13 protein-coding genes are annotated in these 15,984 nt (G+C 68.6%); 5 read left to right on the forward strand and 8 right to left on the reverse strand.

Going from position 1 to position 15,984, the window contains the following annotated elements:
- Positions 1–75: 75 nt before the first annotated feature.
- From ACZ5NH_RS16415 to dnaA, 8 genes are all read right to left on the reverse strand, one after another.
- Positions 76–810: a DUF3566 domain-containing protein gene (locus tag ACZ5NH_RS16415; RefSeq protein ID WP_388622819.1), complete on the reverse strand. Its 735-nt coding sequence runs from the start codon at positions 808–810 to the stop codon at positions 76–78.
- 18 nt (positions 811–828) lie between these two features.
- The gene (gene gyrA, locus ACZ5NH_RS16420) at positions 829–3,423 is read right to left on the reverse strand and encodes a DNA gyrase subunit A (protein WP_468775801.1); all 2,595 of its coding nucleotides are present in this window, start codon (positions 3,421–3,423) and stop codon (positions 829–831) included.
- A gap of 42 nt (positions 3,424–3,465) precedes the next feature.
- On the reverse strand, positions 3,466–5,562 hold the full coding sequence (gyrB, locus tag ACZ5NH_RS16425; RefSeq protein ID WP_468776188.1) for a DNA topoisomerase (ATP-hydrolyzing) subunit B: 2,097 nt from the start codon (positions 5,560–5,562) through the stop codon (positions 3,466–3,468).
- Between the two features lie 375 nt (positions 5,563–5,937).
- On the reverse strand, positions 5,938–6,486 hold the full coding sequence (locus ACZ5NH_RS16430; RefSeq protein WP_450981528.1) for a DciA family protein: 549 nt from the start codon (positions 6,484–6,486) through the stop codon (positions 5,938–5,940).
- Complete coding sequence (gene recF / locus ACZ5NH_RS16435) at positions 6,483–7,640, reverse strand: DNA replication/repair protein RecF (RefSeq protein ID WP_451556307.1); 1,158 nt, start codon at positions 7,638–7,640, stop codon at positions 6,483–6,485. The genes ACZ5NH_RS16430 and recF overlap by 4 nt, the downstream gene beginning before the upstream one ends.
- Positions 7,641–7,721: 81 nt before the next feature.
- Positions 7,722–8,597, reverse strand: coding sequence for a phosphogluconate dehydrogenase (NAD(+)-dependent, decarboxylating) (gene gnd, locus ACZ5NH_RS16440; protein ID WP_450981530.1), 876 nt, complete (start codon positions 8,595–8,597; stop codon positions 7,722–7,724).
- Between the two features lie 189 nt (positions 8,598–8,786).
- The gene (gene dnaN / locus ACZ5NH_RS16445; RefSeq protein WP_388622807.1) at positions 8,787–9,917 is read right to left on the reverse strand and encodes a DNA polymerase III subunit beta; all 1,131 of its coding nucleotides are present in this window, start codon (positions 9,915–9,917) and stop codon (positions 8,787–8,789) included.
- Between the two features lie 954 nt (positions 9,918–10,871).
- Complete coding sequence (dnaA, locus tag ACZ5NH_RS16450) at positions 10,872–12,854, reverse strand: chromosomal replication initiator protein DnaA (protein WP_468775805.1); 1,983 nt, start codon at positions 12,852–12,854, stop codon at positions 10,872–10,874.
- 397 nt (positions 12,855–13,251) lie between these two features.
- Here dnaA and rpmH point away from each other — a divergent pair, with 397 nt between their 5' ends.
- The 5 genes from rpmH to ACZ5NH_RS16475 are packed head-to-tail and all read left to right on the forward strand — an operon-like array spanning position 13,252 to position 15,950.
- On the forward strand, positions 13,252–13,389 hold the full coding sequence (gene rpmH, locus ACZ5NH_RS16455) for a 50S ribosomal protein L34 (protein ID WP_003956500.1): 138 nt from the start codon (positions 13,252–13,254) through the stop codon (positions 13,387–13,389).
- A gap of 21 nt (positions 13,390–13,410) precedes the next feature.
- On the forward strand, positions 13,411–13,782 hold the full coding sequence (gene rnpA, locus ACZ5NH_RS16460; RefSeq protein ID WP_388622802.1) for a ribonuclease P protein component: 372 nt from the start codon (positions 13,411–13,413) through the stop codon (positions 13,780–13,782).
- On the forward strand, positions 13,779–14,144 hold the full coding sequence (gene yidD / locus ACZ5NH_RS16465) for a membrane protein insertion efficiency factor YidD (RefSeq protein WP_468775807.1): 366 nt from the start codon (positions 13,779–13,781) through the stop codon (positions 14,142–14,144). Before rnpA ends, yidD begins: the two co-directional genes overlap by 4 nt.
- 3 nt (positions 14,145–14,147) lie before the next feature.
- Positions 14,148–15,422 (forward strand): membrane protein insertase YidC, encoded by a 1,275-nt coding sequence (gene yidC / locus ACZ5NH_RS16470; protein ID WP_388622798.1) that lies wholly within the window; start codon positions 14,148–14,150, stop codon positions 15,420–15,422.
- 15 nt (positions 15,423–15,437) lie between these two features.
- Positions 15,438–15,950 carry a Jag family protein gene (locus tag ACZ5NH_RS16475; protein ID WP_468775810.1) on the forward strand — a complete coding sequence of 171 codons (513 nt, stop codon included), beginning with the start codon at positions 15,438–15,440 and terminating at the stop codon, positions 15,948–15,950.
- Positions 15,951–15,984 lie beyond the last annotated feature (34 nt).

Consider the following 15,984-nt stretch of genomic DNA (forward strand, 5'->3'; position numbering starts at 1 on the left):
TCAGTCCCAAAATCGGTTGTCGGGGGACCGTCAGGTCAGGGGACCCGCAGGGTGTCCGTACGCCCTCCGGAGGGCCTATTCGTCCTCCGCCAGCGTCAGCTCGATGCCGCCCACGAAGCCGGCGGAGAGGTTGTAGATGAACGCGCCGAGCGTCGCGAGCGCCGTGGCCAGGACCACGTCGATGACCGCGATGATCGTCGTGAACATCAGGACGTGGGGGAGCGACAGGAACGACTGGAGATCGAAACCGTTCCCCTCGTTCGAACCGGTCGCCTCGGAGATCGTGCCGCCCACCGTCGAGAACACGCCCATCGCGTCCATGACCATCCACAGCACCGCCGAGGCGACGATCGTGCAGATGCCGAGCGCGATGGAGAGCAGGAAGCTGACCTTCATCACCGACCAGGGGTCGGCCTTGGCCACCCGCAGCCGCGCCTTACGGGTGCGTGGCGCCGTACGCGCGCCGGTACGGGGCCGTCGTACGGCGTCGGCGGGCGGCTGCGCCGGATACGCCTGCGGCGGGTGGTACGGCCCGGAGGGCTGCTCCGGGCTCCGCTCCCCGGGGAGCGGAGACGACGACTGCGCCTCGCCGGCCGCGGCCGGGCCTCGGGTGTCCGTCACAGTTCCCCCCTGGGATCCAGACGTGCCGGCGGAGTCCTTGGCGGACACCTTCACCGGCTTCAGGTTGGTCGTGTGCGGGTCGGTCACGCTCCCCGCACCCGCCCCGTGCGCGGCGGAGCCACGGCCGCCGCCGTCCGTTTCCGTACCCGTGGGGGTACCGGCCGATCCGGCGCCCGTGGCTCCGCTCACGATGACTCTCTCCTCGTGCTACTCGGCCGAGGGCGCCTCACCCTCGTCCATGCCGCCGGCCTGAGCACCCTCGGCGGCATCGACGGCCTCCTCGCCGTCGACCTCCTCCGCCTCGCGCCCCGCCTCGGCGTTACGTGCGATACCGACCACGGCATCGCGCTTGCCCAGGTTGATCAGTTGGACGCCCATGGTGTCACGGCCCGTCTCCCTGACTTCATTGACTCGCGTACGAATCACGCCGCCGGAGAGGGTGATCGCGAGGATCTCGTCGGTCTCCTCGACGACCAGCGCCCCGACGAGCGAACCACGGTCCTCCACGATCTTGGCGGCCTTGATACCGAGGCCACCGCGGCCCTGGACGCGGTACTCGTCGACAACGGTCCGCTTCGCGTACCCGCCGTCGGTGGCAGTGAACACGAACGTACCGGGTCGAACAACATTCATCGACAGAAGTTCATCGCCTTCACGGAAACTCATGCCCTTCACACCGGAGGTGGCGCGGCCCATCGGGCGCAGGGAGTCGTCCGTGGCCGTGAACCTGATCGACTGGGCCTTCTTGCTGATCAGAAGGAGATCGTCGTCCGCCGAGACCAGCTCGGCACCGATCAGCTCGTCGTCCGAACCGTCCTCGCGCTCGCGCAGATTGATCGCGATCACGCCGCCGGAGCGGGGCGAATCGTAATCCTTCAGAGGCGTCTTCTTGACCAGACCGGACTTGGTGGCCAGCACCAGGTACGGCGCCGCCTCGTAGTCCCGGATCGCCAGGATCTCGGCGATCGCCTCGTCCGGCTGGAAGGCCAGCAGGTTCGCCACGTGCTGCCCGCGCGCGTCCCGGCCGGCCTCCGGCAGCTCGTACGCCTTCGCCCGGTACACCCGGCCCTTGTTGGTGAAGAACAGCAGCCAGTGGTGGGTGGTGGAGACGAAGAAGTGGTCGACGATGTCGTCTTCCTTCAGCTTCGTGCCGCGCACGCCCTTGCCGCCGCGCTTCTGCGCCCGGTAGTCGTCCGTCTTGGTCCGCTTGACATAGCCGCCGCGGGTGACCGTGACGACGATGTCCTCCTCGGCGATCAGGTCCTCGATGGACATGTCGCCCTCGTACGGGATCAGCTTGGTCTGACGGTCGTCGCCGTACTTCTCGACGATCGCGGCCAGCTCCTCGCTCACGATCCCGCGCTGACGGACCGGGGAGGCGAGGATCTCGTTGTACTCGCTGATCTTCGCCTGGAGTTCGTCGTGCTCCTGGACGATCTTCTGCCGCTCAAGGGCCGCCAGGCGCCGCAGCTGCATCTCGAGGATCGCGTTGGCCTGGATCTCGTCGATCTCCAGCAGGTCCATCAGGCCGCCGCGCGCGATCTCGACGGTCTCGCTGCGCCGGATCAGCGCGATGACCTCGTCGATCGCGTCCAGGGCCTTCAGCAGACCGCGCAGGATGTGCGCCCGCTCCTCGGCCTTGCGCAGCCGGAAGCGGGTACGGCGGACGATGACCTCGATCTGGTGCGTCACCCAGTGGCGGATGAACGCGTCCAGGGAGAGCGTGCGCGGCACGCCGTCGACCAGCGCCAGCATGTTGGCGCCGAAGTTCGTCTGCAGGTCGGTGTGCTTGTACAGGTTGTTCAGCACGACCTTGGCGACCGCGTCCCGCTTCAGGACGATGACCAGCCGCTGGCCCGTACGGGAACTGGTCTCGTCACGGACGTCCGCGATGCCGCCGATCTTGCCGTCCTTCACCAGGTCGGCGATCTTCTGCGCCAGGTTGTCCGGGTTGACCTGGTACGGCAGCTCGGTCACCACCAGGCACTGCCGGCCCTGGATCTCCTCGACCTCGACGACCGCGCGCATCGTGATGGAGCCGCGCCCGGTGCGGTACGCCTCCTCGATGCCCTTGCGGCCCACCACCAGGGCGCCGGTCGGGAAGTCCGGGCCCTTGATGCGCTCCATCAGCGCGTCGAGCAGCTCCTCGTGGGAGACCTCCGGGTTCTCCAGGTACCACTGGGCGCCGGCCGCGACCTCGCGCAGGTTGTGCGACGGGATGTTGGTCGCCATGCCGACCGCGATCCCGGCCGAGCCGTTGATCAGCAGGTTCGGGAAGCGGGCCGGCAGGACGGTCGGCTCCTGGGAGCGGCCGTCGTAGTTGTCCGTGAAGTCGACGGTCTCCTCGTCGATGTCGCGGACCATCTCCATCGACAGCGGCGCCATCTTGCACTCGGTGTACCGCATCGCGGCCGCCGGGTCGTTGCCCGGGGAGCCGAAGTTGCCGTTGGAGTCCACCAGCGGCATCCGCATCGACCACGGCTGCGCGAGGCGCACCAGCGCGTCGTAGATCGAACTGTCGCCGTGCGGGTGGTAGTTGCCCATGACGTCACCGACGACACGGGCGCACTTGTAGAAGCCGCGGTCGGGGCGGTAGCCGCCGTCGTACATCGCGTACAGCACGCGCCGGTGGACGGGCTTGAGGCCGTCCCGGACGTCGGGCAGCGCACGCGACACGATGACGGACATCGCGTAGTCCAGGTACGAGCGCTGCATCTCCGTCTCGAGCCCGACGGGCTCGACGCGCATCGCGAGCTCGCCGCCCTCGGTCTCAGGGGTTTGCGGAGTGTTCTCGTCGGCCATAGCTGGTGAAGATCCTTCCTGGTGCGGTCAGCTGAGACCGACTCAGATGTCGAGGAAGCGGACGTCCTTGGCGTTGCGCTGGATGAACTGGCGGCGGGCCTCGACGTCCTCGCCCATGAGGACCGAGAACAGGTCGTCGGCCTGGGCGGCGTCGTCGAGGGTGACCTGGCCGAGGACCCGGTGCTCCTGGTCCATCGTGGTCACGCGCAGCTCCTCGGCGTTCATCTCGCCGAGACCCTTGAAGCGCTGGATCGAGTCCTCGCGGACGCGCTTGCCGCGCTGGCGGCCCATCTCGATCAGTGCGTCGCGCTCGCGGTCGGAGTACGCGTACTCCACGTCGTCCCGGCCCCACTTGATCTTGTACAGCGGAGGACGGGACAGGTACACGTGCCCGGCCTCGACCAGCGGCCGCATGAAGCGGAACAAGAAGGTCAGCAGCAGGGTGCTGATGTGCTGGCCGTCGACGTCGGCGTCCGCCATGAGGATGATCTTGTGATAGCGGAGCTTCTCGATGTCGAAGTCCTCGTGCACACCCGTGCCGAAGGCCGAGATCAGCGCCTGGATCTCCTGGTTCTGCAGGATCTTGTCGATCCTGGCCTTCTCCACGTTGAGGATCTTGCCGCGGATCGGGAGGATCGCCTGGTACTGCGGGTTCCGGCCGGACTTGGCCGAGCCGCCGGCGGAGTCACCCTCGACGATGAAGATCTCGCACTTGGTGGGGTCGTTCGACTGGCAGTCGGAGAGCTTGCCCGGCAGGGACGCCGACTCCAGCAGGCCCTTGCGGCGGGTCAGGTCGCGGGCCTTGCGGGCCGCCACACGCGCGGTGGCCGCCTGGATGCCCTTGCGGATGATGTCCGCGGCCTCGACCGGGTTGCGGTCCAGCCAGTCGTTGAGGTGCTCGTAGACCGCCTTCTGCACGAAGGTCTTGGCCTCCGTGTTGCCCAGCTTGGTCTTCGTCTGGCCCTCGAACTGCGGCTCGCTCAGCTTCACCGAGATGATCGCGGTCAGACCCTCACGGATGTCGTCACCGGTGAGGTTGTCGTCCTTCTCGCGCAGCAGCCTCTTGTCGCGCGCGTACTTGTTGATCAGCGAGGTCAGCGCGGCGCGGAAGCCCTCTTCGTGCGTACCGCCCTCGTGGGTGTGGATGATGTTCGCGAAGGAGTACACGCCCTCGGTGTAGCCGCTGTTCCACTGCATCGCGACCTCGAGGGACAGGCTCTTGTCCTTGTCCTCGGCCTCCAGGTCGATGACGGTGGGGTGCACCGCCTCCCCCTTGCGGGAGTTGAGGTACTTCACGAAGTCGACGATGCCGCCCTCGTAGTAGTACGTGACGGCCTTGACCTCGGCCTTCTCGTCCGCGCCCGCCTCGTCCGCGCCGCTGGTGGCCTTCGCCGACTCGCGCTCGTCGGTGAGTTTGATCGTCAAACCCTTGTTGAGGAACGCCATCTCCTGGAAACGCCGCGACAGCGTCTCGAAGGAGTACTCGGTGGTCTCGAAGATCTCCGGGTCGGCCCAGAAGGTGACCGACGTGCCGGTCTCCTCGGTCGCCTCGTGCTTGTCCAGGGGGGCGGTCGGAACGCCCATCTTGTAGTCCTGCGTCCACCGGTACCCGTCGGTCCTGACCTCGACGGAGACCTTCGTGGACAGCGCGTTCACGACGGACACTCCCACACCGTGCAGACCGCCGGAGACGGCGTAACCGCCGCCGCCGAACTTGCCGCCCGCGTGCAGCACGGTCAGCACGACCTCGACCGCCGGCTTGCCCTCGGAGGGCACGATGCCCACCGGGATGCCGCGGCCGTTGTCGACGACCCGGACGCCGCCGTCGGCGAGGATCGTGACGTCGATCGTGTCCGCGTACCCGGCCAGCGCCTCGTCGACCGAGTTGTCGACGACCTCGTACACCAGGTGGTGCAGACCGCGCTCGCCCGTGGAACCGATGTACATGCCGGGCCGCTTGCGGACCGCGTCCAGCCCTTCGAGCACGGTGATGGCGCTGGCGTCGTAGGAAGCCGAGGCCGCGGCCTCGGCGTTCACGGTGGCCCCGGCGGGCTCGCCGTTCGCGCCGGCGTCGGTGGACGGGATGTTCTCGTTGGGGTTGCCGGAATCGGCCACGAAGCGCCCTTTCTGGCACAGCACGAGCCGGGCTCGTCGGCGGGTTTGCCGGAGCGGCTGCGGCATGTTGCGGTGGTAAGCCTTGATCAGCGTTGCTCAGCTTTTCCCGGGCGGTCCCCACGATGGGGCGGGATTGTCTTCCAGTCTACCGGTAGCTCTGACATCGATGGGGGTTTGCCGGTACCTGAGTCCCCATGTGCCGCCCTGAACCGGCCTCGATCGGGTCCCGATATACGGATGGGGGCTCCGAGGGGCTCACAGCGGCACTCAGCGCTTCGAGCCGTCAACCCTTGGCTACTGGGGGGTCAGATGGCGATCCGCCGGTGCCGCGGCGGCTCTCCACACGTGTGATACGGCGCCGCCCCGACGGCACGGCCCCACTCTTCGACGTGATGTACGTCACCCGTACGTATCGCCGGGCCCGGAGCTCCCCGGCGCCCGCAGCGGGCCGTAGCGCCGGGCCGGGCCGCCCGGATTCAGCACCTTGATCATCCGCACGGTGCCGTGCCCGAGATCCTCGTTGAGGCGGGCGACCAGCGCGGGCGCGAGATGGCGCAGCTGGGTCGCCCAGGCCGTCGAGTCGCAGCTGACGACCAGCACGCGCTCGTCCTCGTCGTACCGCTGCGGCACACAGTGCTTGGCCAGGTCCTCGCCGACGATCTGCGGCCAGCGGCCCATCACCCCGCCCACCGCCGCGGGGGTCTCCCAGCCGCGCTCGGTCAGCAGCCGGTTGATCGCGGCGCCCAACGCCATCGGGTCGCGGCCGTCGGCGCGCGCGCCGGAGCGCAGCCCGCCACCGCGGCGGGCCTGCTTCTTCTGCCGCGCCGCGTCCCCACGCGCGCGTGCCTGCTCCTTCGCAGCGCGCAACGCCACGCGCGCGAGGTCGACACCGGAGGGTTCGTCCCCGTCCTTCTTCGGGTTGCGGGGGGTGGGTTCGTCGGTGCTCATACGCGTTCCACCGTCCCGTCGGCCACGGCGTACCGCACCCCGGTCAGCACGTCGGGTACGTCGTCGTCCACGGCCGCGGTGACCAGCACCTGCTCGCCGGGTGCGACCAGCTCGGCGAGCCGTTCCCGCCGGCGCGTGTCCAGCTCGGCGAAGACGTCGTCCAGGACCAGCACCGGCTCGTTGCCCTCGGCCCGCAGCAGGTCGTAGGAGGCCAGGCGCAGGGCGAGCGCGTAGGACCAGGACTCGCCGTGGGAGGCGTACCCCTTGGCGGGGAGCTGGCCGAGTTTGAGAATCAAATCATCCCGATGAGGGCCCACGAGGGTGACACCGCGCTCGATCTCCTGCTTGCGCGCCTCCGCCAGCGCCGCCATCAGCTGGGCGTAGAGATCCTCACGCGCGTGGGCGTCGCCGGGCGCGGACGGCTTGTACTCCAGCGCCAGCGGTCCACCGCCGGGGGCCAGCTGCTCGTACGCCTTGTCGGCCAGCGGCTGCAGCGCGGCAATCAGGTCCAGCCTCTGCGCGAGCAGTTCGGCGCCCGCGCGCGCGAGATGCTGGTCCCACACGTCGAGCGTGGACAGATCCGCCCCCAGGCTCGAATCCGCTCGCCCGGGAGGTGCCCCCCTCCGCCCGCCGTGCCGGCGCGCCAGGGCCGCTGTCTTGAGCAGGGTGTTGCGCTGCTTGAGGACCCGCTCGTAGTCGGAGCGCACCCCGGCCATGCGCGGCGACCGGGCCGTGATCAGCTCGTCGAGGAACCGCCGCCGTTCGCCCGGGTCGCCTTTGACGAGGGCGAGATCTTCGGGCGCGAACATCACGGTCCGTACGATCCCCAGTACGTCCCTGGGCCTGACCTGCGAGGACCGGTTGATGCGGGCGCGATTGGCCTTGCCGGGGTTCAGCTCCAGCTCGACCAGCTGCTGCCGCTCGCCCTGCCGGACCTGCGCCCGGATGACGGCCCGCTCGGCGCCCATGCGGACCAGGGGCGCGTCGGAGGCGACCCGGTGGCTGCCGAGGGTCGCGAGGTATCCGACGGCTTCCACCAGGTTGGTCTTGCCCTGCCCGTTGGGGCCGACGAAGGCGGTGACGCCCGGGTCGAGCGGAACCTCGGCCCGGGCGTACGAGCGGAAGTCGGCCAGCGAAAGATGCGTGACGTGCATGGTCGTTTCGCCGGCCTTCCCCAGAGTGCTGATGAGCTGTGGATCCACAGGACGCGCCGGGCGCCCCGGTGGATCTGTGGATTACTTCTTCGCTACGGCGTGACCGCCGAACTGGTTGCGCAGCGCGGCGATCATCTTCATCTGCGGCGAGTCCTCCTGGCGGGAGGAGAACCGCGCGAACAGCGACGCGGTGATCGCCGGCAGCGGCACCGCGTTGTCGATCGCGGCCTCCACAGTCCAGCGTCCCTCACCGGAGTCCTGTGCATAACCGCGCAGGCCCTCCAGGTGCTCGTCGTCGTCCAGCGCGTTGACCGCGAGGTCGAGCAGCCAGGAGCGGATGACGGTGCCCTCCTGCCAGGAGCGGAAGACCTCGCGGACGTTCTCCACGGAGTCCACCTTCTCCAGCAGCTCCCAGCCCTCGGCGTAGGCCTGCATCATGGCGTACTCGATGCCGTTGTGGACCATCTTCGCGAAGTGGCCCGCGCCGACCTTGCCGGCGTGCACCGAGCCGAAGTCGCCCTCCGGCTTCAGCGCGTCGAAGACCGGCTGCACCTTGGCGACGTTCTCGGCGTCGCCGCCGTACATCAGCGCGTACCCGTTCTCCAGGCCCCAGACGCCGCCGGAGACGCCGCAGTCGACGAAGCCTATGCCCTTGGCCGCCAGCTCCTCGGCGTGCCTCTCGTCGTCCGTCCAGCGGGAGTTGCCGCCGTCCACGACCACGTCGCCGGGCTCCAGCAGCTCGGCCAGCTGGTCGATGGTCGACTGGGTGGGCTCGCCGGCCGGGACCATCACCCAGACCACGCGCGGACCGCTGAGCTTGCCCACAAGCTCTTCCAGGCTGTGGACATCCGCGAGGTCCGCGTTGCGGTCGTATCCGATGACGGTGTGGCCCGCGCGGCGGATCCGCTCGCGCATGTTGCCGCCCATCTTGCCGAGGCCGACGAGACCGAGCTCCATCAGTTGTGTTCCTTAGGTCGCTGTGTGGCGTGAGAGGCACGAGGTGCCGAAGGCGAGCCTAAACCCGCCCCTTCACGCACAGCTGTGGGCATACGCGCTCATGCGTGGGGCCTGCGACCTGCGCTTTTCCACAGGCACCCGGGCGCCCACACCAGGCACCCGGCGCTGTGCACAGCTGTGGACGAACGGTCAGCCGCTGAGCCGGACCGGCATGATCAGGTACTTGTACGCGTCGTCGGCCTCGGCATCCAGCGCCGGCCTCCCGCTGAGCAGCGCCGGCTTCGTGGACGTCGTGAACGACAGCTGAGCCACCGGGGAGTCGATCGCGCTCAGACCGTCCAGCAGGAACGTCGGGTTGAAGGCGATGGAGATGTCGTCGCCGTCCAGCTGGGCGTCGACCCTTTCCACAGCCTGTGCGTCGTCGCTGGAGCCCGCCTCCAGGATCAGCACGCCCTGCTCGAAGCTCAGCCGCACCGGGGTGTTCCGCTCGGCCACCAGCGCCACGCGCTTGACGGCCTCCACGAAGGGCGCGGTCTCGATCACGGCGACGGAGTTGAACTCGGTCGGGAACAGCGTGCGGTACTTCGGCAGGTCGCCCTCGAGCAGCCGGGTGGTCGTACGCCGCCCGGCGCCCTCGAAACCGATCAGGCCCTCGCCCGCGCCCGAGCCGGACAGCGCCAGGGTGACGCTGTCACCGGCGCCGAGGGACTTGGCGGTGTCCAGCAGCGTCTTGGCCGGGACCAGGGCGACCGCGGAGGCGTCCGGGTTCTCCGGCTTCCACAGGAACTCGCGGACGGCGAAGCGGTAGCGGTCGGTGGAGGCCAGGGTGACCGTGTCGCCCTCGATCTCGATGCGCACACCGGTGAGGACGGGCAGCGTGTCGTCCCGGCCGGCCGCGATGGCCACCTGGGACACGGCGGCCGCGAAGACCTCGCCGGGGACGGTGCCGGTGGCGTTCGGCATCTGCGGCAGCGCCGGGTACTCCTCCACAGGCAGGGTGTGCAGGGTGAACCGGGAGGACCCGCAGACCACCGTCGCCCGTACACCGTCTGTGGAAATCTCCACCGGCCGGTTGGGCAGAGCGCGGGAGATGTCGGCGAGCAGTCGGCCGGAGACGAGGACGGTGCCCTCCTCCTCGACCTCGGCTTCCACGGACACCCGCGCGGAGACCTCGTAGTCGAAGCTCGACAGGCTCAGCTGGCCGTCCTCGGCCTTGAGGAGAAGGCCGGCGAGGACAGGCGCCGGCGGACGGGCCGGGAGGCTGCGTGCCGCCCACGCCACTGCCTCCGCGAGTACGTCGCGTTCCACCCGGATCTTCACCGTAAGCCGCCTCCTGCTGTTGCTACTGAGTCCTCCGACTCGGTGTCACCGCCCGCTGCGAAGGGAAGGACACCGGGGACCAGTCTGACGCACCGCACTGACAGTAGGTGCCCGTCGGGGTCAAGTCGCTCCGGGAGGCAGCCGGGCACGAGACGGCGAGTTGTGCACAGGCCCCGCTTCAAATCGATTGCCGGACTCTCTCTAGTCGGGAGTAGTAGTAGGGCCTGTGGATACCGTGGATAACCTCGTTTGCCCAGCTCAGAGCCGAGATTTTGTCCACGGGGCCTGTGGGTGGCGGCGGTGGACAACCGGGTGCATCTGTGGAGAACGGAAAGTTCTGCACACCCCGCCCACAGCCTGAGGGCAGTTCTCCCCAGCTGCGTCCCCAGGTTTACCCACGTTTCCCACACCCCAATCCGGCACCTTCGTGTGACGGCTTTCACTCGACGAGGTGAGCGGGTGCGTCGCGTTGCCGAACAGTGGACAGCCATGTGGAGAAGCCGGTGATCACTGGGGACAACCGGCTCCAGCCTGTGGGGTGTCAGTGGAAAACTTCGTGCACAGCCTGTGGATCTTTCCTTCGTCCACAGTCTGTGGAGATCGTTCATCCACGATTCCACAGGCAGCTGAGCTGGGCGAACGTCGTATGAACGGGCTCCCTGTGGACGCCGTTCGGGACAACTCGACAGTCCCCAGCATGTGGACGGAAGAAACCCAGCGAATCTGTGGAGGATGGCCGTAACCCGGCACTTAATCGAACACCCGGTGGGCGAACGAGGAACACTCCACAGCCCTCGGCCGTGCCCATGCAGCGGCGGGCAGCCGTACCTCCCCCGGTGCCTCAGGGGCCCGGGAGACCCCGCGCGCGGCACGGGGGCGCATGCCAAAGGGCGCCTCCGGGACATGTGTCCCGAAGGCGCCCTCGACGTCGGCGGAGGCCAGGCGCAGCCGCCGTCAGCCGTTCTTGATCCGGTTCGTCAGCTCGGTCACCTGGTTGTAGATCGACCGCCGCTCGGCCATCAGCGCCCGGATCTTGCGGTCGGCGTGCATGACGGTGGTGTGGTCACGCCCGCCGAACTGCGCCCCGATCTTCGGCAGCGACAGATCGGTCAGCTCCCGGCACAGGTACATGGCGATCTGCCGCGCGGTGACCAGCGCGCGACCGCGCGAGGTGCCGCACAGGTCCTCCACCGTCAGCCCGAAGTAGTCCGCGGTGGCCGCCATGATCGCCGTGGCCGTGATCTCGGGGGCGGAGTCCTCGCCACCGGGGATCAGGTCCTTCAGGACGATCTCGGTCAGGCCGAGGTCGACCGGCTGCCGGTTGAGCGAGGCGAACGCCGTCACCCGGATCAGCGCGCCCTCCAGCTCACGGATGTTCCGCGAGATCCGGGAGGCGATGAACTCCAGCACCTCCGGCGGCGCGTTCAGCTGTTCCTGCACCGCCTTCTTGCGCAGGATCGCGATACGCGTCTCCAGCTCGGGCGGCTGGACATCGGTGATCAGACCCCACTCGAAACGGTTCCGCAGCCGGTCCTCCAGCGTGACCAGCTGCTTCGGCGGCCGGTCGGAGGAGAGCACGATCTGCTTGTTGGCGTTGTGGAGCGTGTTGAAGGTGTGGAAGAACTCCTCCTGCGTCGACTCCTTGTCCGCGAGGAACTGGATGTCGTCGACGAGCAGGATGTCCATCTCACGGTAGCGCTTGCGGAAGCTGTCGCCCTTGCCGTCGCGGATGGAGTTGATGAACTCGTTGGTGAACTCCTCCGAGCTCACATAGCGCACGCGCGTGCCCGGGTAGAGGCTTCGCGCGTAGTGCCCGATCGCGTGCAGCAGATGCGTCTTGCCGAGCCCCGACTCCCCATAGATGAAGAGGGGGTTGTACGCCTTCGCCGGTGCTTCGGCGACGGCGACCGCGGCCGCGTGCGCGAACCGGTTGGAGGCGCCGATGACGAACGTGTCGAAGAGGTACTTCGGGTTCAGCCGTGCCGTCGGCTCGCCGGGACCGCTCGCCGGCGCGGGCTGTGCGGCCAGCGGGCCGGGGGCGCCTGTCGCGGGCAGGTCCGGGCGGCCGGGGCCGCCGCGGTGCGCCGGGCCGCCACCCGTCGGCTGCTCGGGCAGCTCACGGCGGACGGGGTCGCGCTGGTCGTACTCGGTGCGCATGGAGTCGTAGTCCGGACGCCCCGAGTCGTAGTCGGCGCGCGGATTGTCGTAGTCGCCGCGCTGCTGCTCGTACGACGGCCGGTCCCGGCCCGGCGAGCGGTAGTCCGGGGACGGCGAGCCGTAGCCCTCCGGTCCGGAGCCGTAGGCGTCCTGGGACGACGGTGATGCGTACGGGTCGCGCTCGGGGAAGCCGAGCCGCGGCTGCTGCCAGCCGTACTCGTCCTGGGTGGGCCGCGGCCAGGCGCCGGGTTCGCGGCGCTGGTACTCGGAGGGATAAGCCGGGCGTACGACGGGAAGCTGGTCCGCGCGGCCGGCGGGCAGCTGGTCGGGGCGGGGCTGCTGCTCGGCCGGCGGCTGCTCGACGGCACGGTGGCGGCCGTAGCCCTCGTAGGACCGTTCCTCGTAGGACCGTTCCTCGTAGGACGGGCCGGACGGCAGCTCGGGCTCTTCGTAGCGCGGCTTGGGCGGCTGCTGCACCGGCGCCGTGGGGGCCGGCGGCTCGCCCGCGGAGTCGTCCACGGTGATGGCGATACGGATGGGGCGGCCGCACTCGCGGCTCAGTGTCTCGCTGACGACCGGCGCGAGACGGCCCTCCAGTACGCCCTTCGCGAATTCGTTCGGTACGGCGAGCAGAGCGGTGTCCGCGACCAGCGCGAGCGGCTGGCAGCGCCGGATCCAGTGCTCGTCCTTCGCCTCGACACCCTGTCCGCGGCCCTCTCCGAGGAGCTGCTCCAGTACTCGCGGCCACACTGCGGCAAGATCGGCGGGTACGTCAGCCACAGGGCACGCTCTCTCACAGGTCCCACGAACGTGTGATCGCGGGACGGGTCGGGGGGTACTTCGGGTGGTCGGGTGGGTCAAACCCGCCGGGGCGGGGGACAAAAGAACGAATCGGAGTTCAGCCACGGTAGTCAGCGCGGCGGGTGCGGTTCAAGTTGTTGTCCCCAGCCTGTGGATAGTGTCTCTCCGTGACCCTCGGTTTGACCGGATGGCGCAGCCCCGCGTACCGTAACCAGGTCGAGTTGTCGATGGCTGCTGCCGCCTGCCTCCGATGGGCACAGGTCACGTCAGGTGATCGGGAAGCGGTGCACTCGGGCGTGACGCGAGCTACTCGTGGGCGCACGGTGACAGCCAAGACGGCACCCCGCAACTACCGATTTCTTTCTGGAGCCCCCGAGTGAGCAAGCGCACCTTCCAGCCGAACAACCGTCGTCGCGCGAAGACCCACGGCTTCCGGCTGCGTATGCGCACCCGTGCCGGCCGCGCGATTCTCGCGTCCCGCCGTAGCAAGGGTCGCGCCCGTCTGTCCGCCTGATCCCGATCGGGTCATGACGTCGTGCTGCCCACCGAGAACCGGCTGAGGCGGCGCGAGGACTTCGCGACCGCGGTCCGACGAGGTCGCCGGGCAGGACGCCCGACCCTCGTCGTCCACCTTCGTAGCGGTGCCACGGACCCGCACGCGCCTGGGGAGAGCGCTCCCTCGACGCGTGCGGGTTTCGTCGTGAGCAAGGCCGTGGGTGGCGCGGTCGTGCGCAACAAAGTGAAGCGCAGACTGCGTCATCTGATGCGTGACCGAGTCGCCCTGTTTCCCCCCGGTAGCCTGGTAGTCGTACGAGCGCTGCCCGGAGCGGGCGACGCAGACCACGCACAGCTGGCCCGAGACCTGGACGCCGCCGTTCAGCGGCTGCTGGGAGGGGGCGCGCGATGAAGTACCCGCTGCTGGCTCTGATCAAGCTGTACCAGTGGACGATCAGTCCATTGCTGGGGCCGGTGTGCAAGTACTACCCGTCGTGCTCCCACTACGGCTACACGGCCATCGACCGGCACGGTGCGATCAAGGGAACGGCACTCACCGCCTGGCGCATCCTCCGGTGCAATCCGTGGTCGCTGGGCGGTGTGGACTACGTCCCGCCGCGCAAGCGACCGCGGTGGCACGAAATGCTGCGCAACGCTTGGCGCGCACGCAAGGGCGGGCCCTCCGCCGCCGAACCGGCCACCGAAGCGAAGCCTCTTTCCGGTCCTCCTTCGAGCCCGGCCGCAGAGACCTCGTCCCATGCCCAAGGAGCATGATTAGTGGACACGATTGCCAGCCTCTTCAGCTTCATCACGACACCCGTTTCATGGGTCATCGTCCAGTTCCACAAGGTGTACGGCGCGATCTTCGGTGCTGACACCGGGTGGGCCTGGGGCCTGTCCATCGTGTCCCTGGTGATCCTGATCCGCATCTGCCTGGTCCCGCTCTTCGTGAAGCAGATCAAGGCGACCCGGGCCATGCAGACGCTCCAGCCAGAGATGAAGAAAATCCAGGAGCGCTACAAGAACGACAAGCAGCGTCAGTCCGAAGAGATGATGAAGCTGTACAAGGAGTCGGGTACCAACCCGCTCTCCTCGTGCCTTCCCATCCTGGCGCAGTCCCCGTTCTTCTTCGCCCTGTACCACGTGCTCAACGGCATCGCGACGGCCAAGCCGATCGGCGTCATCAACGAGCCGCTGCTCGCCAGCGCCCGTAAGGCGCACATCTTCGGCGCCCCGCTGGCCGCGAAGTTCATGGACAGCTCGGACAAGGTCGCGGCGCTGGGCGCCACGCTGACCGACGTCCGGGTCGTGACCGCGGTCATGATCATCCTGATGTCGTTCTCGCAGTTCTACACGCAGCGCCAGCTGATGACGAAGAACGTCGACACGACGGTGAAGACGCCGTTCATGCAGCAGCAGAAGATGCTGATGTACGTCTTCCCGGTCATGTTCGCCGTCTTCGGTATCAACTTCCCGGTCGGTGTCCTCGTCTACTGGCTGACCACCAACGTGTGGACCATGGGCCAGCAGATGTACGTCATCCACAACAACCCGACCCCGGGTTCCAAGGCCCAGGCCGCCTACCTGGAGCGCCTGACCAAGCACGTCACCCAGCACGGCAAGGTCCGCCGGCGCAGCGAGAAGGCCATCGTCAAGGCGATCGTCGCGAAGGGCCGGGACCGCAACGAGTTCGAGCGCAAGTTCATCAACGCCGTGAACAAGGCCGGTCTCGCCGCCCAGTCCGACGGCACCGTGGTGAAGAGCGTGGCCCAGGACACGGCGCAGACCGCGGACGGTGTGGAGACCACCTCGGAGGCCGGCACCGCGCCCCGGCGCCAGCAGCCCAAGCGCCAGTCCAAGTCACAGCGTCAGTCCGGCGGGCCCAAGCAGACGGGCGGGTCCACCTCGCTGGAGAAGTCCGACGAGCCGCAGGACGCCAAGCCCACCGCTGCCCAGCAGGCCCCGAAGCCCGGCTCCGGCACCCGCAGCAAGGCCCAGTCCGGCCAGCGCAAGGGTGGCCCGCAGCGGCCCAAGTCCCCGTCCAAGAAGTAAGAAGGAGCCCATCCCGTGACGGAAGGCACCACCTCTGCCGCTGCCGAGGGTGCAGACGCCCTGACCCGCCTGGAACAGGAGGGTGAGATCGCGGCGGACTACCTGGAGGGTCTGCTGGACATCGCCGACCTCGACGGCGACATCGACATGGACGTCGAGGCCGACCGCGCCTCCGTGTCGATCATCAGCGACACCGGCGGCCGGGACCTGCAGAAGCTGGTCGGCCGGGACGGCGAGGTGCTGGAGGCACTGCAGGAGCTGACGCGCCTGGCCGTGCACCGGGAGACCGGCGACCGCAGCCGGCTCATGCTGGACATCGCGGGTTACCGGGCCAAGAAGCGGGCCGAGCTGTCCGAGATCGGTGCCAAGGCCGCCGCCGAGGCGAAGAACACCGGCGAGCCCGTCAAGCTCAATCCGATGACCCCGTTCGAGCGCAAGGTCGTGCACGACGCGGTCAAGGCCGCGGGACTGAGCAGCGAGTCCGAGGGCGAGGAACCGCAGCGGTTCGTCGTCGTGCTGCCCGCCTGATCGGCCCCCACGTTTCACCGGCCCCGTCTGTTGA

Source organism: Streptomyces sp. NPDC031426, from assembly GCF_055581585.1.

Excerpts from the sequence above, each read along its gene's own strand:
- gyrA (WP_468775801.1), bottom strand. The coding sequence starts at position 3,423 with ATGGCCGACGAGAACACTCCGCAAACCCCTGAGACCGAGGGCGGCGAG.
- ACZ5NH_RS16430 (WP_450981528.1), bottom strand. The coding sequence starts at position 6,486 with ATGAGCACCGACGAACCCACCCCCCGCAACCCGAAGAAGGACGGGGAC.
- recF (WP_451556307.1), bottom strand. The coding sequence starts at position 7,640 with ATGCACGTCACGCATCTTTCGCTGGCCGACTTCCGCTCGTACGCCCGG.
- gnd (WP_450981530.1), bottom strand. The coding sequence starts at position 8,597 with ATGGAGCTCGGTCTCGTCGGCCTCGGCAAGATGGGCGGCAACATGCGC.
- yidD (WP_468775807.1), top strand. The coding sequence starts at position 13,779 with ATGAAGTACCCGCTGCTGGCTCTGATCAAGCTGTACCAGTGGACGATC.